The organism is Virgisporangium aliadipatigenens, from assembly GCF_016863615.1.
Classification (GTDB): Bacteria; Actinomycetota; Actinomycetes; order Mycobacteriales; family Micromonosporaceae; genus Virgisporangium; species Virgisporangium aliadipatigenens.
The window spans coordinates 37281-56629 of the sequence record NZ_BOPF01000004.1; the positions used below are offsets into that span (position 1 = coordinate 37281).

A 19349-nucleotide genomic window follows, 5' to 3' on the forward strand; every position below is an offset into this window, starting at 1 on the left:
GCCTCAGGTGCCGAACCTCGGGTAGACCACGTTGCCGTCCGCCGCGGCCTCCAGGATCGCCGGCGCCTGCGCCTCCCGCTCGGTCAGCCAGGCCAGGAACTCGTCGGCCGGCAGCGGGCGGGACACGTAGTACCCCTGCACGATGTTGCAGCCCTCCTTGGTCAGGTGCGCCATGGTCTCGCCGTCCTCGACGCCCTCGGCCACCACCTCCAGGTCGAGCGCGTGCCCGAGCTGCACCGCCGAGCGGACCACCGCCCGGTCCCGGTGGTCGACCGAGATCCGCTGCACGAACGACTTGTCGATCTTCACCTCGTGGATCGGCAGCTCACGCAGCCGCCCCAGCGACGAGTAGCCGGTCCCGAAGTCGTCGATCGCCAGCTTGACCCCGAGGGTGTTCAGGCGCTCGAGGGTGCGCAGGCTGCCCGTCGGGTCGGCCATGATGCTGCTCTCGGTGATCTCGAGCGTCAGTGCGCTCGCCGGAACGCCGGTCTGGCCCAGCAGCCGGGCGACGATGTCCGGCAGGTTGGTGTCCATCAGGCTGTTCGGCGACAGGTTCACCGCGACGCTCAGGTCCCGGCCGCTGCGCCGCCACGACGCGCACCGGCGCAGCGCCACCTCCAGGACGTGCAGCGTCAGCGGCCGGATCAGCCCCGAGTGCTCCGCCAGCGGGATGAACTGGTCCGGCGGGATGAAGCCCTGTTCGTTGTGGTGCCAGCGGGCCAGCGCCTCGGCGCCGGTCACCAGGCCGGTCACCGGGTCCAGCTTCGGCTGGAAGACGACCAGCAGGTCGCGGCGGTTGATCGCCTGGTCCAGTTCGCCGATCAGGGCGAGCCGGCGCGGCGTGTTGCGGTCGTGCTCCGCCTCGTAGACGCGGCGCCCCGTGCGGTGCTCCTTCGCCGCGTACATGGCGACGTCGGCGCGCTGGATCAGCGTCTTCGAGTCGTTGCCGTGGTCCGGGGCGAGCGCGATGCCGATGCTGGCGCGGATGTTCAGCTGCATCGCGCCGACCGGGATCGGGCGCTCCAGCTCGGCGTTCAGCTCGTTGACGACCGAGACCGCCTCGTCCTCGTTGGCGACGCCGGGCAGCAGGACGGCGAACTCGTCGCCGCCGAAGCGGGCCACGATGCCGCGGGCGCCGACCCGGCCGTTCAGGCGGGGGCCGATCTCGCGCAGGACCGCGTCGCCGGTGTCGTGCCCCAGCGCGTCGTTGATCTCCTTGAACCGGTCGAGGTCCATGAGGATCACCGCGGCCGGCTTGTCCCCGGCGACGGCCTCGTCGACGTGGTGGCCGAAGCGGCGCCGGTTGGGCAGGCCGGTCAGCGGGTCGAACAGGACCAGCCGCTCCTTCTCCGACACCTCGTGCCGGAGCTGGTCGACCAGCTGCGACTTGGCCAGCGCGATGCTCGCGTGGTTGGCCAGCGCCTGGAAGAGCATCACGTGCTCGTCCGTGAACGCCGGCGTGTCCGGCAGGCTGTCGGTGACGAGCAGGACTCCGGTGCCGTTGCCGAGCGGAACAGGCACCGCGACGGCGTTCGTCGGGATGCGGTCGCGGGCGATCGGCAGCAGCACCGGTTCGCCCTTGGCGGCCGGCACCCACCAGGCGTCGGCCGGCATCTCCAGCAGGAACTCCGCGTCCAGTTCGTCCGTGCCGGTGAGGCGGTGCTGCAGGTAACCCCGGCCGCCGGGGCCGGGGACGATCAGTTCGGCCCCCTCGGCGCGCATCTGGTCGCGCACCTGGGTCAGGACCACGCGGGCGACGTCGTCGCTGTCGAGCGAGCCGTCCAGCGCCCGGGTGAACGAGTACAGCTCCTCCACCTGGGCGTGTCCCTGGCTCTGCCGCACGTAGGCGCGGTAGGTGACCCAGGTGACCAGCGCGACGACGCCGAGCAGGAGCAGGGCGCGCAGGTCCTTCTCGACGGCCATGGCGCCGATGAGAGCGATCGTGGTGGTCACGGCGACCAGCGGAAGCCCGCGGAGGGCGTGGCCCATCCGCTTCCACTCGTCCGGGTCGTCCTTGAGCGCGATGGCGGCCGTCACGAGCACCGCCGCGAGGGCGTCGGAGGCGAACATCGCCAGGTAGGCCGCGGCCCACGCGGTCGGGCCGAGCACGTCGACCGTGCCGCCGACCATCAGGCGGAAGATCAGCGGTGCCACGCTCGCCTGGACGGCGATGAGCGCGAGGTTGAACCCGAGCTTCACGCCGCGCTGCCGGCGCAGCAGGGCCAGGCCGAGTCCCCCGCCGACCATGCGCGTGATGAGCAGCAGCGACGGGGCGGTGGCCAGCATGCCGAGCACCATCGGGATCTCGCTGAACCCGAGCGCGTGGCCGCCGCGCCGTACGCGCAGGTGGATCGCGAAGCCCTCGGTGGCGGCGAACATCAGCACCAGCATCCACAGCGGTACGAAGCCGTCGCTGATGTTCGGCAGCGGGTGGGTCACCAGGACGTACGCATGCCCGGCGAGCACCATCACACCCAGCGCGACGCTCAGGGCGATCACCCGGTGGTCCGGGCTCACCCGTCCCCGGCGGGCCGACCGACCGGTCTTACCGGTGGCCGAACCGCCCGAGGTGGAGTCGGGGTTCGACGTTCGCACGGCGTCCATGCCTTTCATCCGCGGCGGTTCTGCCTGGCGTTCCGTAGGGAGGGTCGGCCGCGGGAGGGCTGACTTGACCAACTCCGGCGAGCGGTTCCCGGGTACTACTGACAGTGGCAATCATGGAGCGCCCGGTAGCGGTCCGGTGTCGTCAGGTCGGCGGGTTACGGGACGCCGAGCAGCGCTTTACGGCACGCCGAGCAGGCGGAGCAGCGCGGTCGTCGCGGCGGCCGCCATGACCACGACGACGAACGGCAGCTTCCGCCAGGCCAGCACCGCCCCCACCAGGACCCCGGCCGGGCGGGCCCAGCCGGCGAACTCGGCCCCCTTCAGCAGCGCGGCGGTGGCCACGAGCGCCGCGAGCAGGGCGACGGCCGCGAGGGAGAGGTAGCGTTCGACCGCCGCGGGGACGGTGACGCGGCTGCGCAGCAGCGGGCCGGCCAGGCGCATGGCGTACGTGCCGAGCGCGAGCGCGGCGATGGCGACCCAGGTCATTTCCGCGCCGCCGCGAGCAGAAGGGCGCCGAGCGCCACGAGCACCGGCATTCCCGCAGGTAGGAACGGCGCCGCGAGCAGGGCGAGCAGCGCCCCGCCGAGCGCCACGCGGGCCGCGTCGCCCTCCCGCAGCGCCGGCAGCAGCAGCGCGAACATGCCGGCCGGGAACGCCGCGTCGACGCCGTACCGCTCCGGGTCACCCATGACGCCGCCGGCGACGACGCCGATCGCCGTGGCGATGTTCCACGAGATGAACAGCGCGGCTCCGGCCAGGACGTAGGCCCGGCGGCGGGTGACCGGGTCGGGTCTGGCCAGGGAGAAGGCGACCGCCTCGTCGGTCATCACGTGGCTGCCGACGGCGCGGGCGATCGGCCCACGGCCGACGGTGTCCCCGATCGCCAGCCCGAACGGCACGTGCCGCGCGTTGAGCAGCAGGCCGCCGACGACCGCCGCGACGGCCGAGCCGCCCGCACCGACCACTCCGGCGGCGAGGAACTGCGCCCCGCCGGCGAAGACGAACAGGGACATCGCGATCGTGCGGACGGGGGAGATGCCGGCCGCTACGGAGATCGCGCCGTACGACAGGCCCACGACGGCCGCGGCGGAGGCGAGCGCGAGCACGTCCCGCAGGAGCGGGTCACGTAAAGTCCGGGGTGTTCGCAGAACCGAACGCATGTTTTCTACGATGAACGCCCCGATGGTGTTCGTCAAACCGAATAGTCGTACGGAGTATCGAACGGTGACGTCAGCCCCCATCGAGGCGATCGCCCGCGCCATCCGCCGGGAACGCGAGCGCGCCGGCCTCTCCCTCACCGAGCTCGCCCGCCGCGCGAAGCTCGCCAAGTCGACGCTGTCCCAGCTGGAGGCCGGGACCGGCAACCCGAGCATCGAGACGCTGTGGGCGCTCGGCGTCGCGCTCGACGTGCCGTTCAGCCGGCTCGTGGACACCCGGAGCACACCCACCGTGGTGATTCGCGCCGGGGAGGGGCCCGCCCTGCGTTCGGCCGAGGCCAACTACACCGGCCTGCTGCTGTCCGCCTGCCCGCCCGGCGCCCGCCGCGACCTCTACCTGATCACCTGCGAACCGGGCACCCCGCGGGTCGCCGAGGCGCACCTGCCCGGCAGCGTCGAACACATCGTGCTCGCCACCGGGCGGCTACGCGTCGGCCCCGACGAGGAGCCCGTCGAACTGGCCCCCGGCGACTACGCGCGCTTCCCCGGCGACGTGCCGCACCGGTACGAGGCGCTCACCCCGGGCACCGTCGCCGTGCTGCTCATGGAGCACGTCTGATCATGGAGCACGTCTGAGCGGCTCCTACTGGCAGCGCCACACGACGGCGGCCTTCGCCTTCAGCCCCTTGTCGTAGGAGTTGCCGTAGACGGTGCGGCCCTCGTCGCTCAGTTCGACCGCGTAGTTGAGGTACTCGCTCGTGGAGGGAGCCTCGCTGCTCAGCAACGGCAGGCGGAACGGGGACTGGTCGGGGGCGGTCAGGAACGGACGGCCCTCCCGGTCGTTGGCGACCATCCAACCCTGCGCGTTGATCGGCCGCGCGCTGTTCCGCCGGCGCGTGGAGTTGATCTCGGTGGTGATCACCTCGTCGGTGCTCAGGTTCCACCGGATGCCGAGGCCGGAGTCGGCGTCGTTGGCGCTCACCCAGTCGCCGCGGATCCACATTTCCGACACCGACTGCACGCCCTTCGGCAGCGGCAGCTCGTGACCGAAGCCACTCGGCTCCCACAGCCAGGGCTTGGTCTCGACGTGGCCGACCATCCGGCCGTTGTCGTCCACGTCGCGCACCACCGCGTTGGTCGCTCCGGCCGGCAACGCCAACGGGCGTGCCTTCTCCTGCGGAGACTGCCAGAAGACCGGGTAGTAGCGGTTCGCCTCGTAGACGTGGCCGATGATCGCACCGCCGGCGCCGATATTGTCGGCCGTGGCGTTGTTCGGGCCGGCCAGCTCGGTCGCGCGCCCGTCCCGGTAGATCCAGGCGTGGTAGCCGCCGTCGTCGCGGGAGGTGCCGACGGCGACCCCGTTGCGGTTGACGTCCCGCAGCTCGGGATCCTGGCCCGGCACGGTGGCCCTGATTCCCTTGCCGTTGTCCCAGAAGATGACCTCCGGGTCGGTCGCGCCGGCCGTCCCGACCGCGTAGCGACCGGTGGGGTCGGCGCCGAGAACCTCACCGGTGGTGTACCCGCCGGGGATCTCCAGCGGGAGGACCGTGCAGCTCGACGGCAGCGGCCCGGAGGTCGGGACGGCCGCCACCGGGCCCGGCGCGTCGGAGCCGGTGCCGGAGGCGTCGCCCGAGACGGAGAGGCCGCCGGGCGCGGCGCTGCGCTCGCGGCCCGGCGCGTGCGGGGCGATCACCAGACCCGCCGCGGCGACCAGCGCCACCGCCGTCGCCGTACCCGCGCAGTACATCTTGATCCGCCGGAGGCGGCGCAGCTTCCGCCCGTCGGCCAGCGCCTTCGCGATGCTGACCGTGGACACCGGCGGCGGCTCGGTGTCCAGCGGGCGCAGCAGCAGCTGCCCGTACTCGTCCTCGGCCGACGTCATCGTGTGCCCCCAGCGAGCAGTGCGAGTGTGTGCGGGCCCAATACCCGGCGGATGGCCGCGAGACCGTGCGAGGTCTGGCTCTTGATGTTCCCCTCGGAGCAGTTGAGGGCCTCGGCGGTCTCGGCGACCGACATGTCGCAGAGGAACCGCAGCACCAGCACCGCCTGCTGGCGGCGCGGCAGGCGGGTCAGCGCGTCCCGTAGCAGCTGCCGGTCCTCGACGTTCGGGCCGGGCCGCGCCAGGTCGACCGACTGCTGCGGCGTCTCCGCGAACAGCCGCACCCGCGACCACCCCCGCCGCTTCTCGTCGATGAACGACCGCACCAGCATCGTACGGACATAGGCGTCCAGGTTGGACGCGGCCGAGGCGCGGGACCAGTGCACGTAGAGATTGGTGATCGTCTGCTGGACCAGGTCGTCGGCCCGGTGCGAGTCACCGCAGAGCAGGAACGCCAGCCGGTGCAGAGTATGCAGCCGCGCGGTGACGTACTCCGTGTAGTCGTCGTCGCTCGACCTGTCCGGCATGCGCGTCCGCCTCTGTCCGGGGGATCATCAGACACTCTGACGGGTCAGGGTGCGTGCGCGGTTGTACGTGGACGTGAGATTTCTCAGCTTCACGCCGTGGCGACCGACTTGAAGGTGACTCCTCCCACCCAACGGAGCGTTGCGTATGACCGCCGTCGCCCCACAGCCGCGGGCCGTGGACAGCCCGCCGTCGCAGTGGCGGTGGCTGTACCGTGCGCCGTATCTGACGTTCCCGCTGGTGTTGGTGGGAGTGGTGGTGACGGCGTGGGTGCCGGGGACCCGGGCGCCGCTGACCGCCGGGTCGGTGCTGTTGCTCAACATCATCGCCCTGGCGCTGAGCGTGGGCGTCGCCGGCCGGGCCGCGATCGATCCCGCCACGCGCCGCGCGTGGCGGATGCTTTCCGTGGCGGTCGTCCTGCTCGGCGTCTCGGGCATCGGTTACGGCATCTCGCTGCGTGGGGGCATTTCCTTCGGAACGTCGTTGACGGTGGGCATGGTCGGCCGGCTGCTGGCGGTGCCGGTTCTGCTCGTGGGGCTGGCCTCGCTGCCGATGCGCCCCGCCTCCCGCCGGGACCTGCAGCGGCTGGGACTCGACCTGACCGTGCTCACCGGCGTCGGGGCGATGCTGCTCTGGTACTTCGTGATCTCGCCGGCCCTGGTGCACGACGTGGCCGCGGAGACGCTGGCGATGGCGGCGTTCCCGCTCTGCGACATCCTCATGATCATTTCCATCGGCGCGGTGCTGCTGCGCGGGGCCACCTCCGCCCGCCGGCCGCTGATCCTGCTGCTCGGTGCGCAGGTGGCGTTCCTCCTGATCAACCTGGTGATCGGCCGTGCCGCCGTCACCTCCGCCGACCGGGAGCAGCCCGCCTCGACGCTGCTCGACCTGCTGCTGGTCTTCGCGGTGTTCCTCGTCGCGGCCGCGGCCGCCGAGCAGTACCACGCCGCCCCGCTGAACGACCCCGAGTCCGACGTGGCCGAATGGCGTTCCCGGCCGCTGCTCTCCCTGCCCTACCTGGCCATCGGCGTCGGCTCGATGGTGTCGATCGTCGCCGCGTTCCACGCCGGGCCGCACCCCTGGGGCGGGCTGGTGGCCGCCGCCACCGTCGTGACGGCCGCGTTCGCCGCCCGGCACGCCCTCGCCGCCCACGAGAACAGCCGCCTCGTGCGCACCGACAGCCTCACCGGCCTGGCGAATCGGCGCCGGCTGCGCGACAACCTCGACCGGGCCGTGGCGCGTTCGCACCGCACCGGTGAACCCGTCGCCGTGCTGCTCATCGACCTCGACGGGTTCAAGGAGGTCAACGACGAGTACGGGCACGAGGCCGGCGACGCCGTCCTGCTGCACTTCGCGCGCCTGCTCGACCGGCAGGTGCGGGCCAAGGACACCGCCGCGCGGCTCGGCGGCGACGAGTTCGCCATCGTGGTGGTGGGCGTCGACTCCACCGGCGCCGGAGCGCTCGCGCGGCGCATCCTCGACGCCGCCAACGAACCCATCTCGATCGGCGGCCGCCGCTTCCGCACCCGCGCCAGCATCGGCATCGCCGTCGCCGACACGCCCGGCATCGAACCGCGCGAACTGCTCTACCGCGCCGACGTCGCCATGCACCGCACCAAGCGCCGGCAGAGTCACGACTGGCAGCTCTTCGCCGAGGAGCACCTGCCCGAGGACGAACAGCCCGAGGTCGAGCTGCGCCGCGCGATCCAGAAGGGTCAGCTGAGGGTGCTCTACCAGCCGATCGTCGACCTCGTCACCGGCGACCTCGCCGCCGTGGAGGCGCTCGTGCGCTGGGACCACCCGACGCGGGGCGTGCTCGGCCCGCAGGCGTTCCTGCCCGCGGCGGAGGAGAGCGGCCTGATCAACGACCTCGGGCGGTTCGTGCTCGCGGAGGCGTGCAGCCAGATGCGGGGCTGGCGGGGGATGCTGCCGGACGGGCGTTCGCTGCACCTGAGCGTGAACTTCTCGCCGTCCCAGTTCGCCCGGCCGGACTTCGCCCAGGACGTGCTCGGCATCGTGGACCGCACCGGGTTCGACCCCGCCGACCTGGTCGTGGAGATCACGGAGGGTGCACTCGTCGACGAGGAACTGGTCGTGCCGCAGCTGGAGGCGCTGCGCGCCCGCGGGGTGCGGATCGCGCTGGACGACTTCGGCACCGGCTACTCCACGCTCTACCAGATCACCCGCCTGCCGATCGACGTGCTCAAACTCGACAGGTCGTTCGTCATGGAGATCAACGGCGGGCGCAGCAGCAACGCCGTCGCGGAGGCCGTGGTCCGGATCGCCCGGATGCTCCACCTCGACACCGTCGCGGAGGGTATCGAGGAGCCGTCGCAGGCCGCCGAGCTGACCGTCCTCGGCTTCAAGAACGGCCAGGGCTTCTACTTCGCCGAACCGATGACCCCCGACGCGGTACGCACATTGATCTCCGCCCCCCACCTCCAGAAGGCTTGAACTCTCCCGTGCTGTGTACGCTTCACCGGTCCGGACTACCGCACGGTGAGGAGCACACGGTATGGGCAGGGTCGACGCGATCGTCACCGGCGCCGGTGGATTCATCGGCGGTCACCTGACGAAAGCACTGCTCGCCGAGGGGCGCTCCGTGCGCGCCGTCGACGTCAAACCGCTGGATGAGTGGTACCAGCTGCACGACGGCGCACAGAACCTGAGCCGCGACGTCTCCCTCCTGGAGAACGCGCGCGAGATCACCGCCGGCGGCGCCGGTGAGGTGTTCAACCTCGCGGCCGACATGGGCGGCATGGGCTTCATCGAGAACCACAAGGCCGACTGCATGCTCTCCGTGCTCACCAGCACGCACGTGCTGCAGGCCGCCAAGGAGGCCGGCGTCGACCGGTTCTTCTACTCCTCCTCCGCCTGCGTGTACGCGGCGGACAAGCAGACCGACGCCGACGTCGTGGCGCTGAAGGAAGAGGACGCCTACCCGGCGATGCCCGAGGACGGGTACGGCTGGGAGAAGCTGTTCAGCGAGCGGCTCGCCCGCCACTTCCGCGAGGACTACGGGGTGGCCACCCGCGTCGGCCGCTACCACAACGTCTACGGGCCCAACGGCACCTGGACCGGCGGCCGGGAGAAGGCTCCCGCCGCGGCCTGCCGCAAGGTCGCCATGGCCGTGCTGACCGGTGACACCGAGGTGGAGATCTGGGGCGACGGCGAGCAGACCCGCTCGTTCATGTACGTCGACGACTGCATCACCGGCACGCTCAAGGTCACCCGCGGTGACTTCGTGGAGCCGATCAACATCGGTTCGGCCGAGATGGTGAGCATCAACCAGCTGTTCCGCATCGTGTCGGAGATCGCCGGCATCGAGCTGACCTACAAGCACGTGCCGGGCGCGCTTGGCGTGCGCGGGCGCAACAGTGACAACACGCTGATCCAGAAGGAGTTCGGCTGGGAGCCCTCGACCCGGCTCGCCGACGGCCTGGAGGTCACCTACCGCTGGGTGTTCGACCAGGCCAAGGCCAAGCTTGAGGGCCGCGCCTACACAAACTGATGTCCGAGGCCATCAAGCGGGTCGACGTCCTGGGCGTCGGCGTCTCCGCGATCAACATGGACATGGCGCTCGCCGAGGTGACGCGCTGGGTCGAGCACGGCCACCATCACTACGTCTGCGTGACCGGTGTGCACGGCGTCATGGAGTCGCAGCGCGACGCCGACCTGCTGCGCATCCACAACGAGTCCGGGCTGACCACCCCGGACGGGATGCCGATGGTGTGGGCCGGGAAGAAGGCCGGCGCCGAGTGGATGTCGCGGGTGTACGGGCCGGACCTGATGCTCGCCGTGCTCACCCTGGCGGCGGAGCGGGGCTGGTCGTCGTTCCTCTACGGGGGGAACGAAGGGGTCGCCGACACGCTGGCCGAGAAGCTCACCGCGCGCATTCCGGGATTACGCATCGCCGGCACGTACTGTCCGCCGTTCCGGCCGTTGACGCCGGAGGAGGACGCCGACGTCGTGGACCGGATCAACAAGTCCGGGGCGCAACTGGTCTGGGTGGGCCTGTCCACCCCCAAGCAGGAACGCTGGATGGCCGCACACGTGGGGCTGCTGGACGCGGCCGCGCTGTTCGGGGTGGGGGCGGCGTTCGACTTCCACGCCGGCCTCGTGCCGCAGGCGCCCGGCTGGATGCAACGTAACGGTCTGGAGTGGTTCTACCGGCTGTGCAAGGAGCCACGCCGGTTGTGGAAGCGCTATTTCCGGAACAATCCCGCGTTCGTTGCGAAGATCAGTCGCAAGCCTCCGTTCCTGCGCGATTAGGTTTCCGGGCTCCGGCCGTTCAGGCATTGACAGATCACTCTCCGTCTGCGTATTGCGGTCGTTGCGTGCGCAAGTTAGCTGAGAGTTGCGAGCTCCGCGTATCGATTCGATAACGCCGATCTTTATACCGGCTTTGAAAGTCCGAATTGCCCGGTAAATCCGGGCACATTGCGCTTCGACTCGGTTTCTCTACGTGCTGGCGCCTCGACTCGGCTTTCACATTTCTTTATCCAGCCTTTATGCTCCTCCGGTCACCGGGATCGGCGCCTAACCCAAGGCCGCCGGCCGGGGGCAAATCAGCATTCCGCGCAGGCTGTCGACGCGGTCATTCGACCGTACCGTTCGTCGACGGTCCGACCATTCTTGGGGGAATTTTGCGCCGCATGTTCACTCGGCGGATGCTGGCGGTCGCCGGCGCCGCGGCCATCGGCACGCTCGGTGCCCTGACGATCCCCAGCGCTGCAAGCGCTCACCACCTGACCGTCGTTCCGAAGTTCGAGTGCGTCGGTGAGAACGCCGTGGTCACGTGGAAGGTGACCAACAGCCAGAACAACGTCGATGGCAAGATCACCAAGGCGGCCCTGTCGCAGGGCTCGTTCGTGGCGACCACGGAAGACAAGCTCAAGAAGCACGGCGTCATCGCGGTCGGCACCGTCCTCACGATGGACGGTGACAAGAAGTCCGCGGTCGGCGTGGTCACCGTGCCGGCCTCCGCCGGCAAGGTGACGGTGGACTTCGCGGCCGAATGGAAGTACAAGGACGGCAGCATCCAGAGGTGGCCGCGGCCGGACGCGCCTGATGACGGTCACTTCGAGAAGGCCTGGACGAAGGAGCAGTGCGGCCAGACGACGCCGGCGGATCCGAAGACCTCGTTCGACCCCAACTGCGACGGGACCGTCACGGTCGTCATCGACAACCCGGCCGGCTCCAAGAACACGGAGTTCAAGGTCCAGTCGCAGACCACGGACTGGAGCACCAACGTCACGGTGCCGGCGGGCAAGAAGTCTGAGCCGATCACGGTTTCCAAGGCGGACGCGGCCGAAATCAAGGTCTCCATCAGGAACGACGGCAACGGCAGGGCGCTCGGCAAGTACAAGTTCGCTGCCCCGGCCGACTGCAAGGACGCCGACTACACCGGCACCTTCACCCCGGACTGCAACGGCGTCACCGTGACCCTGACCAACCCGGCCGACGGGGACACCCTGAAGGTCACGATCCTGGCCAACGGCAAGGAGCAGTACAAGTTCGAGGTCGCCCCGGGCGCCACGAGCGAGCCGAAGAAGATCGGACGGCAGGACAAGCTGAAGGTCGTGGTCAAGGTCGAAGGCTTCGAGCCCGACGGCGAGTTCGACTACACCGTCCCGGCCAACTGCGGCGACTCGCTGCCCGTGACCGGCGCCAACGCCGGGCTCATGGCCGGCGGCGCGTCGGTGCTGGTCCTCGGCGGCGCGGCCCTCTGGATGGTCGCCCGTCGCCGGCGGGTGCAGTTCACCGCCTGATATTGCACCACCACATAACAGCGAGGCCGGCTCGGTGACGAGCCGGCCTTCGCCGTCTACAAAGGCGGCCGTGATGTGACGCTCCCGTCCGGGGCCGATAATGTGACGCTCGTGAGTTGGGCCGAGATGTGAGCTGGTCTGAATACGCCGCCGCCGCCCGCGAACTGGCCGAGCTGCGCAACGCCGACGACGCCGCGGACGCCGACCGGGTATCGCTCGCCCGCACGGCTCAGCGGGACCTGGAGAAGCTGACGAAACACCTGGGTGCCCAGCAGGAGCACCTGGTCGAACTCTCCCGCACGCTCAACCTGCCCGCCCCGCACATCGGCAAGGCCGGGCGGAGCCCGGTCACCAGCATCGCCGAGGCGCTGCACCGGGCCGCCGACGCGGCGAACGCCGCCGACGACGCCGCACGCGAGGCGGGCAACGCCGCCAGCAAGCCGATCCTCTTCCCCGAACTGTCACCCGGCAGCCGGAACGCGCTCATCTACACGTTCTGGTCGATGATCGGCTGGGTGCTCCAGTGTGGACTGCTCACCGCCAGCGACGAGGGTGCCCTGGAGACGGCGCCGTGGGCACTGTGCGGGCTGCCCGCCGTGGCGTTCTTCGCCGGCTTCATCACCGTTTCCACGCTGGGCAAGCCCCGAACGGGCGGCGCCGACTATCCCAAGCACCTGCGGCTGGGCGGCGTGATCTGCTTCGTGGGAATGCCGGTCTTCTGGATCGCCCTGGTGGCGGCCACCAAGCTGCTGTTCAGCTAGGCAGCCGCCACCACGGGGTCGCTACAGCACGGACAGGTGCACGTGGTTCGTGTGGTTGCTGGCCGGGTCGCCGCCGCCGTTGTAGGCCTTCCAGTTGCCCGTGGCCGACTGCCAGATGCGGTTGTACCAGATCACGTACAGCACAGCGAGCTTGCTGGAGTTGTTGATGAAGTACGTCGCCAGCCGGTCGCCGTAGTCCTTGTCGCTACCGGAGGCGGCGACGTTCTGGAAGCCCGTCTCGTCGGCCGCGAAGTCGCAGGCGCGCCCGCGTGGATGTTCGCCGCCGTCCTCGGCCGAGCGGTAGCACGCGGTGTAGTGGTTGAAGCCGGCGGCGACGGCCTGCAGGCGCGCGTGATTGGTCCGCGGCGTGAGGCAGCCGTTCTTCGTCGTCGGGTCCGGCTTGACCGAGCAGGACTCCTTGGGCCAGCTGCCGTCGGGATTGCGCGGTGCGGGCTGCGCCGAGGCGGACGATCCGCTGGGGCCGCTGGTCGAACCGCCGCCGACCTGGGCGACGGCCTTCTCGGCGTCCTTCTTGCGCTTGTCCATCTCGGCGAGCTGCTGCTCCTGGAGCTTCACCTCGGCGTCGACGGCGGCCTTCGCGTCGGCCAGTTCCTGCCGCTGCTTGCGGAAGTTGCGGATCTGCTTGTCGTTGATGGACGCCACGCCCTGGATGGCGGTCGCCCGGTCGTAGAACGCGTCCGGGTCGGCGCTGTTGAGCAGAGCCGACGCGGTGCGCAGCCGGGTCGAGCGGTAGGCGTGGTCGGCGATCTGCTGGGCGGCGCCCTCGGCGAGGGTGAGCCGCTGCGCCGTGGTGTCCACCTGGGCCTGCAAATCGGACTGCCGTTTGCGGGATGCCTCCAGCGTGGCCTGCGCCTCGACAAATGCGCGATTGGCCGCGTCGAGTGCCGCTTTCAAACCGGCCGGAGTGCCATTGTCCTCACCCGGTGCTGCGTGTGCGGGTGCACCGAGTAACGAGACGACGAAAGCCGTCACCACAGATATGAGCCACCATCGGCGGATATGGCGGTGCCGCAAGGTCGTCGGGTTTCCCATGGATTTAGCTGTTCCCTCCGTCGGCCGCCGACCGGGTTAGCTGACGGGTTCGGGTCGGAACAGTGGCCCTACCGCTGGCGCGGATTCACCCCGGTGTTGCATGGGTCCCCGATACGCCCGGAGGCGATTAGGCGGCAGTCATCACCGGCGTCGGTGGACGCCTTTAGGCAATAACCGCGCGCCAGCCTAGCCAAGTCCATAGGCGGTCCGCATCCCCGGCACAGTGCTACTACCTGCTGCACCTCACGCAATTACGCTCCGTAGAAGATTTGACCCGTCTAGCTTCGTTCTCGAGCGTCAACTAAGGTAAGGCTTACCTGCCGCGCTGGCGGGTGAGTGGCGGAGGTGGCTATGGGAGACAGGCCGGCGTCGACCACCGCGGAGCGGCTGCGCACGCTGCTCCTGGCGGAGTCGTCACTCGACGTGGTGGCCGCGCAGCGGCGGGTGCAACTGATCGGCCGCCACGAGGTCGGGAACGACGGGCTGCTGAAACTTTCAGTGCCGGGGGACAGCGTTCTGGCGTTCGAGATCATCTCCAGTGGCGGACGACTACCGGCACTGATCGAGATCACCGACGTGGCCGCGGTCGCCATGCGGGACCGCGTGCGGGCCCGCGCCTCCCTGGCCGGCGCCCTCAGCGTAGTGCCCGGGCCGGTCGGCGACGGCGGCACCGAGGTTACGGTCGTGCTCGAACTGGCCGCCGCCGAACTGGCCGAACGAGGCGAGGTCACCGCCGTCACGCCCGAGGCGTTCGCGGCGGCGGTCCCGGACCCGCTCGCCGACCGCGAGGCCAACCTGCTCTGCCACCTCGTGTCGGCCCATGCCGACCTGGTCGCCTGGCTCGCCCGGCTGGTGCCCGCCGACCGGCTGCACGGCGTGCGGCGGGTGCATCCGCTGCGGCTGGACCGCTACGGGATCGAGCTGCGCCTGGAGTTCCCGAGCCGGGAACGCGACGTGCGGCTCTGGTTCTCCTCGCCGGCGGAGACGGCCGGGGACGCGCCGAGCCGGCTGCTCGAGCTGCTCGCCCGGGCGCGCGCCTGCCGGCGGGCCCGGCCGACCGCGCACTAAGGCGACACGCCTCAGGTCCGCAGGATTCCGGCGGTCCGCGCCGCTTTGATCCACTGGGGGAACTCGCTCAGCAGCCGCTCGTACAGCTCCTCGTCGCTGACCCGTTCGATGTCGTCGACGGCGAAGAAGCCAGCGTTGTCGACCATGCGGCCCTGGAGGGTGTCGAGGCGTTCGAGCACGCCGTAGGAGCTGCCGCCCATCCCCACGAACTGCCAGAACAGCGGCTTGTCCGCGCAACTCCGGAGGATCTGCTCGATCTCCTGGTCCTTGTAGATGCCGCCGTCGGAGATGAACAGCACCAGCGCGGGCGGCCCGGGCGGGGCGGCCGTCACGACGCGCAGGATGTCGTTCATCACCTTCGGTTCCTCGTTGCCGCCGCCGAGTTCGCGGCCGTCGACGCTGCCGTCCGGCAGGAACATCGGTCGGGCCCGCGGGATCATCTTCAGCTTGCCCGGCTTGACGAACTTGGCGATCCAGCCGGGCAGCTCGCCGATGGTCAGGTGCGGGAGCTGGGTCATGTTCGAGGCGAAGATCCAGGCGGGGATCACGCCGTCCGGCGTGAGCTGGGCGCCGACGGCGGCGAGGCGTTCGACGACGCGACCGACGATGCCCTTCTCGTACTGGTAGTACATCGAGCCGGAGGCGTCCAGGACGATGATCACGCGGGCCTGGATCGCGGTGGCGCCCTTCTTCTCCAGCACCACGCGGACCATCTGCTTGCGCAGGTCGAGGCGCTTGCGCATGTCGATGGGCAAGCGCTCCTCGGTCGCGCCGGCGCCCGACGGCGCACCCGTCAGGCCCGGGCCCGTCGCGGCCGTCGGGCCACCGGCGGGCGGATAGCTCGGCGGGGTCGCCTGCCCAGGGGCGCCCGGCGGTGCCGGATAGCTCGGCGGGGCGCCGGGCGGCGTCGGGCCGGTCGGCGGCGCCGTATACACGGGAGGGGCCGCGTAGCCGGGCGGGCCGGGCGGTGCGGACGGGACCGGCCCGGTCGGTGGGGCGAAGGGTGCCGTGGGTGGCGCCGCGTAGTCCGGCGGGCCGGGCGTGGGCCCTGAGGCGGCGGTCGGCGGGGCCGCGTAGGTGGGCGGGCCCGGCGGCGCGGACGGGACCGGCCCGGTGGGCGGGGCGAAGGGGCCTGTGGGTGGCGCACTGTAGGCGGGCGGCGCGGACGGGACGGGCCCGGCGGGCGGTGCCGGGTAACCCGCCGCGGGCTGGGCCGGAGCGGGGACGGGCGCTTCGGCCGGTTCGTCGTCGACGTTGATGCCGTACGTGCGGGCCAGCCCCGCCAGCCCGTCCGACCACCCCTGCCCGACCGCGCGGAACTTCCACGCCGGCCCGCGCCGGTACAGTTCGCCGAGCACCAGCGCGGTCAACCCGGCCGTGTCGGGGACGTCGAACCGCAGCAGCGGCGCCGCCTGGGCGTTCTCCACGACCAGGTGCAGGTCGCCGATCCCGCCGAACCCACCCTGGTGCACCGAAACCGCCAGCAGCACCTTCGTCACGTCGGCCGGCACCGAGGGCAGCGCGACCGTGAGCGTGGCGCCGTCCAGCGTCACCGCGCCGGAGCTGTGCCGCGGGTTGTTGTAGAAGACCATGTCGCCGTCGTCGCGCACCTTGCCGTTGTCGGCGACGAGGAGGCCGGTCAGGTCGGGTTCGGGCGCGCCGGGGCCGCTGCGCCAGCGTGCCGCGATGCGGATCGTGCCGTCCGGGACGGGGGCGTTGGCGCCCCGCGTCAGCGTGGTCGGTGTCATCGACGCTCCCCGTGTGCTGTCTGCCGCCGAGTTCGAGCATATGGTGCTGGCGTGCCCGTGCTCACCGTTGCCGACTACGAAGATCTCGCCCGCGCGAAGGTGCCGGCTTCCTACTGGGGCTACGTTTCCGGCGGAAGCGGGACGGAACGGAGCATGGTGGCCAACCGGGCGGCGTTCGACCGGTTCGCGCTGCGACCCCGGGTCCTGGTCGACGTCTCGACGATCGATACCTCGGTCGAACTTCTCGGAGCCCGGCTGGCCGGCCCCGTGCTCGTCGCGCCGACGGCGTACCACCGCATGATGCACCCCGAGGGCGAACTGGCGACCGCACGCGGCGCGGCCGAGGCCGGCGCGCTCTACGTGACCAGCTACTTCTCCACTCAGCCGCTGCCCGACGTCGCGGCGGCCGCCGGCGCCGGCGCGCGCTGGATGCAGTTGTACTGGCTCAAGGACCGCGAACTGTTCGGCTCGGTGGTGGACGGTGCGGTGGCGGCCGGGTTCACGGCACTGGTGCTGACGGTGGACACCCCGGTCGTCGGTCGACGGCTGCGCGACCTGCGCAACGAACTGGTGCTCGGGCCGGAACTGCGGGCCGCCAACGTGGGGCCGGCGCTCGGCAACGCGATGCGGCGCGGCGAGGCGGGGCGTTCGGCGGTGGCGGACGCGGCCAACCGGGCGTTCGACGCGTCGATCACCTGGGACGACCTCGCGTGGTTGCGCGAACGGGGCGGGCTTCCGGTCGTTCTCAAGGGAATCCTGACGGGGGAGGACGCCGCGCTGGCGGTCGCACACGGCGCGGCCGCGGTCATCGTCTCCAACCACGGCGGGCGCCAGCTCGACCACGCGGTCGGCGGCATGGACGCGCTGCCGGAGGTGGTCGAGGCGGTGGCCGGGCGGGTGCCGGTGCTGGTCGACGGCGGCTTCCGGACCGGCACGGAGGTGCTCATGGCGCTGGCGGCCGGCGCGTCGGCGGTGCTCGTCGGGCGGCCGGTGCTGTGGGGGCTGGCGGTCGACGGTGCGGCCGGCGTGCGGGGCGTCCTGGACATGTTGCACACCGAGCTGGCGCAGGCGATGGCGCTCACCGGACGCCCGACGATCGCCCGGATCGACGGCACGGCGCTCAGAACGTTCCCCAGGTGACCGTGGGCCGGTTCGCCATGCGGACGATCTGATAGCCGGGAAGGCGCCGTCGCTTCGTGGACCGGGCGGCGGCGCCCTCGTAGAACGCCCGGTGCAGCGCGGTGTCGCCGCTGCGGTCCTGCGCGTCGACGTCGGCGCCGCCGTCCAGCACGCGCGCGAGGCCGGTGCCGCCCTCCACCGCGGCGGTGTAGACGGCGGCGACACGGCGGTCCCGGTCGGCGAGTTCGTTCTCGTGGCGGCGTTGCGCCCGACCCTGTTGCGCGACGCGCAGCAGGACCCAGGCGAGACCGGCCAGCGTGAGGCCGATGACGCTCAGTAGCACGATGTCGACGACGGGCATGCGTCATCGGTATCGCACCGGTCGCCGGCACGCACGACGCGCGAACGCGTGACAGCGCCTAAGTTGAAGCGCATGGCGTTCGAGATCGACCGGGTGCGGGGCGCCTATCCCGCGCTCGCCGAGGGATACGTCCACTTCGACGGGGCCGCCGGCACGCTCGTGGCCGGGCCGGTGAGCGACGCGATCGCCGCGACGCTGCGGGCCGCGGTGGGCAACCGGACCACCGTGTTCGCCCCGGGGCGTCGCGCGGGGGAGATCGTCGCCGCGGCGCGGGCCGCCGTCGCGGATCTCGTGGGGGCCGCGCCCGAGGGCGTGGTGTTCGGGTCGAGCGCCACCGCGTTGACGTACACGGTGTCGCGTGCGCTGTCGGCGACGTGGCGGCCCGGCGACGAGGTGGTGGTGTCGCGCCTCGACCACGACGCCAACGTGCGCCCGTGGGTGCAGGCCGCCGAGCGGGTCGGTGCCGTGGTGCGCTGGGCCGAGTTCGACCCGGAGACGGGTGCGTTGCCGACGGAGGCGTTCGACCGGGTCATCGGGCCGCGAACGCGGCTCGTCGCGGTCACGGCGGCGAGCAACGCGATCGGCACCCGCCCCGACGTGGCGACGATCGCCGCCCTGGCGCGGGCGGCCGGCGCGCTGTCCTATGTGGACGGCGTGCACGCGACGGCGCACCTGCCCACCGACGTGGTCGCGCTCGGCGCCGACTTCTACGTGACCAGCGCCTACAAGTGGTCCGGCCCGCACCTCGCGGCGTGCGTCGCGGCACCGTCCACCTGGGACTCGTTGCGCCCCGACAAACTCGTGCCGTCGCCGGACGCGGTGCCGGAACGCTTCGAGTTCGGGACGCTCAGCTTCGAACTGCTGGCCGGCGTGACGGCCGCCGTCGACCACCTCGCCGGCCTCGACGCGACCGCCGCGGGCACCCGGCGCGAACGCGTGCTCGCGTCGATGTCCGCGGCGCACGCCTACACCGGTGACCTGTTCGCCCGGTTGACCGACGGGCTGCGCGCGATCGACGGCGTCACGCTCCTGCCCGCGCCGAAGGGCGGCTGCCCGACGGTGTCCTTCCGGGTCGCGGGCGAGGCGGCGGAGCGCACCGCCACGCGCCTGGGCGACCGGGACATCTGTGTGTTCGCCGGTGACTACTACGCGTACGAGTACTTCCGGCGCACGGGTGGCCCCGCGGTACGGGCGAGCCTCTACCACTACAACACCGCCGACGACGTCGAACGCCTGCTGGCGGCGCTGTCCTCCTAGCCGGTTCCGGCGTGGTTGACAGGTTTTTCAAAGGAAAATGCAACGC

Annotated in this window: 17 protein-coding genes and 1 riboswitch; of the genes, 9 read left to right on the forward strand and 8 right to left on the reverse strand. The window is 71.2% G+C overall.

Annotated elements, in window-relative coordinates; genetic code table 11:
* Positions 1–3 precede the first annotated feature (3 nt).
* The 3 genes from Val02_RS06725 to Val02_RS06735 form a co-directional block, all read right to left on the reverse strand.
* Positions 4–2604, reverse strand: a complete 2601-nt coding sequence (locus tag Val02_RS06725) for a putative bifunctional diguanylate cyclase/phosphodiesterase (RefSeq protein ID WP_203898043.1) — start codon at positions 2602–2604, stop codon at positions 4–6.
* Positions 2605–2781: 177 nt separating this feature from the next.
* Positions 2782–3090: an AzlD domain-containing protein gene (locus Val02_RS06730; protein ID WP_203898044.1), complete on the reverse strand. Its 309-nt coding sequence runs from the start codon at positions 3088–3090 to the stop codon at positions 2782–2784.
* Positions 3087–3764 (reverse strand): AzlC family ABC transporter permease, encoded by a 678-nt coding sequence (locus tag Val02_RS06735; protein ID WP_203898045.1) that lies wholly within the window; start codon positions 3762–3764, stop codon positions 3087–3089. Before Val02_RS06735 ends, Val02_RS06730 begins: the two co-directional genes overlap by 4 nt.
* A 22-nt stretch (positions 3765–3786) precedes the next feature.
* On the opposite strand from Val02_RS06735, the gene Val02_RS06740 reads away from it, so the two are divergent.
* A complete protein-coding gene (locus Val02_RS06740; protein ID WP_203898397.1) occupies positions 3787–4380 on the forward strand; it encodes a helix-turn-helix domain-containing protein in 594 nt (197 codons plus the stop codon).
* 24 nt (positions 4381–4404) lie between these two features.
* Here Val02_RS06740 and Val02_RS06745 read toward each other — a convergent pair whose 3' ends face one another.
* Together Val02_RS06745 and Val02_RS06750 are read right to left on the reverse strand one after the other, a co-directional pair.
* On the reverse strand, positions 4405–5643 hold the full coding sequence (locus Val02_RS06745) for a hypothetical protein (protein ID WP_203898046.1): 1239 nt from the start codon (positions 5641–5643) through the stop codon (positions 4405–4407).
* Positions 5640–6167: a SigE family RNA polymerase sigma factor gene (locus tag Val02_RS06750; protein ID WP_203898047.1), complete on the reverse strand. Its 528-nt coding sequence runs from the start codon at positions 6165–6167 to the stop codon at positions 5640–5642. The genes Val02_RS06745 and Val02_RS06750 overlap by 4 nt, the downstream gene beginning before the upstream one ends.
* A gap of 145 nt (positions 6168–6312) precedes the next feature.
* Between Val02_RS06750 and Val02_RS06755 the strand changes: the two genes are divergently transcribed.
* The 5 genes from Val02_RS06755 to Val02_RS06775 all read left to right on the forward strand — a co-directional run bounded on the left by Val02_RS06755 (position 6313) and on the right by Val02_RS06775 (position 12697).
* The gene (locus Val02_RS06755; RefSeq protein ID WP_203898048.1) at positions 6313–8619 is read left to right on the forward strand and encodes a putative bifunctional diguanylate cyclase/phosphodiesterase; all 2307 of its coding nucleotides are present in this window, start codon (positions 6313–6315) and stop codon (positions 8617–8619) included.
* A 61-nt stretch (positions 8620–8680) separates the two neighbouring features.
* Entirely contained in the window at positions 8681–9676 is a 996-nt protein-coding gene (locus tag Val02_RS06760) for an NAD-dependent epimerase/dehydratase family protein (RefSeq protein ID WP_203898049.1), read from the forward strand.
* Positions 9676–10437: a WecB/TagA/CpsF family glycosyltransferase gene (locus Val02_RS06765; RefSeq protein WP_203898050.1), complete on the forward strand. Its 762-nt coding sequence runs from the start codon at positions 9676–9678 to the stop codon at positions 10435–10437. The genes Val02_RS06760 and Val02_RS06765 overlap by 1 nt, the downstream gene beginning before the upstream one ends.
* A 383-nt stretch (positions 10438–10820) precedes the next feature.
* Positions 10821–11936: a hypothetical protein gene (locus Val02_RS06770; RefSeq protein WP_203898051.1), complete on the forward strand. Its 1116-nt coding sequence runs from the start codon at positions 10821–10823 to the stop codon at positions 11934–11936.
* A gap of 128 nt (positions 11937–12064) precedes the next feature.
* Positions 12065–12697: a hypothetical protein gene (locus Val02_RS06775; RefSeq protein ID WP_203898052.1), complete on the forward strand. Its 633-nt coding sequence runs from the start codon at positions 12065–12067 to the stop codon at positions 12695–12697.
* A gap of 21 nt (positions 12698–12718) precedes the next feature.
* Here the strand turns inward: Val02_RS06775 and Val02_RS06780 are convergent, their stop codons facing one another.
* Positions 12719–13612: a coiled-coil domain-containing protein gene (locus Val02_RS06780; RefSeq protein ID WP_239152492.1), complete on the reverse strand. Its 894-nt coding sequence runs from the start codon at positions 13610–13612 to the stop codon at positions 12719–12721.
* A gap of 148 nt (positions 13613–13760) precedes the next feature.
* Positions 13761–13894, reverse strand: a riboswitch (cyclic di-AMP (ydaO/yuaA leader).
* A gap of 207 nt (positions 13895–14101) precedes the next feature.
* Between Val02_RS06780 and Val02_RS06785 the strand changes: the two genes are divergently transcribed.
* Positions 14102–14818: a DUF2470 domain-containing protein gene (locus tag Val02_RS06785; RefSeq protein ID WP_203898054.1), complete on the forward strand. Its 717-nt coding sequence runs from the start codon at positions 14102–14104 to the stop codon at positions 14816–14818.
* An 11-nt stretch (positions 14819–14829) separates the two neighbouring features.
* On the opposite strand, the gene Val02_RS06790 is transcribed toward Val02_RS06785, so the two are convergent.
* Positions 14830–16566 carry a VWA domain-containing protein gene (locus tag Val02_RS06790; protein WP_203898055.1) on the reverse strand — a complete coding sequence of 579 codons (1737 nt, stop codon included), beginning with the start codon at positions 16564–16566 and terminating at the stop codon, positions 14830–14832.
* A gap of 51 nt (positions 16567–16617) precedes the next feature.
* On the opposite strand from Val02_RS06790, the gene Val02_RS06795 reads away from it, so the two are divergent.
* Positions 16618–17706, forward strand: coding sequence for an alpha-hydroxy acid oxidase (locus Val02_RS06795; RefSeq protein WP_239152494.1), 1089 nt, complete (start codon positions 16618–16620; stop codon positions 17704–17706).
* Here Val02_RS06795 and Val02_RS06800 read toward each other — a convergent pair.
* Positions 17687–18046, reverse strand: a complete 360-nt coding sequence (locus Val02_RS06800; RefSeq protein WP_203898056.1) for an ankyrin repeat domain-containing protein — start codon at positions 18044–18046, stop codon at positions 17687–17689. The two genes, Val02_RS06795 and Val02_RS06800, sit on opposite strands and share 20 nt — an antisense overlap.
* Before the next feature lie 72 nt (positions 18047–18118).
* On the opposite strand from Val02_RS06800, the gene Val02_RS06805 reads away from it, so the two are divergent.
* Entirely contained in the window at positions 18119–19303 is a 1185-nt protein-coding gene (locus tag Val02_RS06805; RefSeq protein ID WP_203898057.1) for a cysteine desulfurase-like protein, read from the forward strand.
* The last annotated feature ends 46 nt before the right edge of the window (positions 19304–19349 follow it).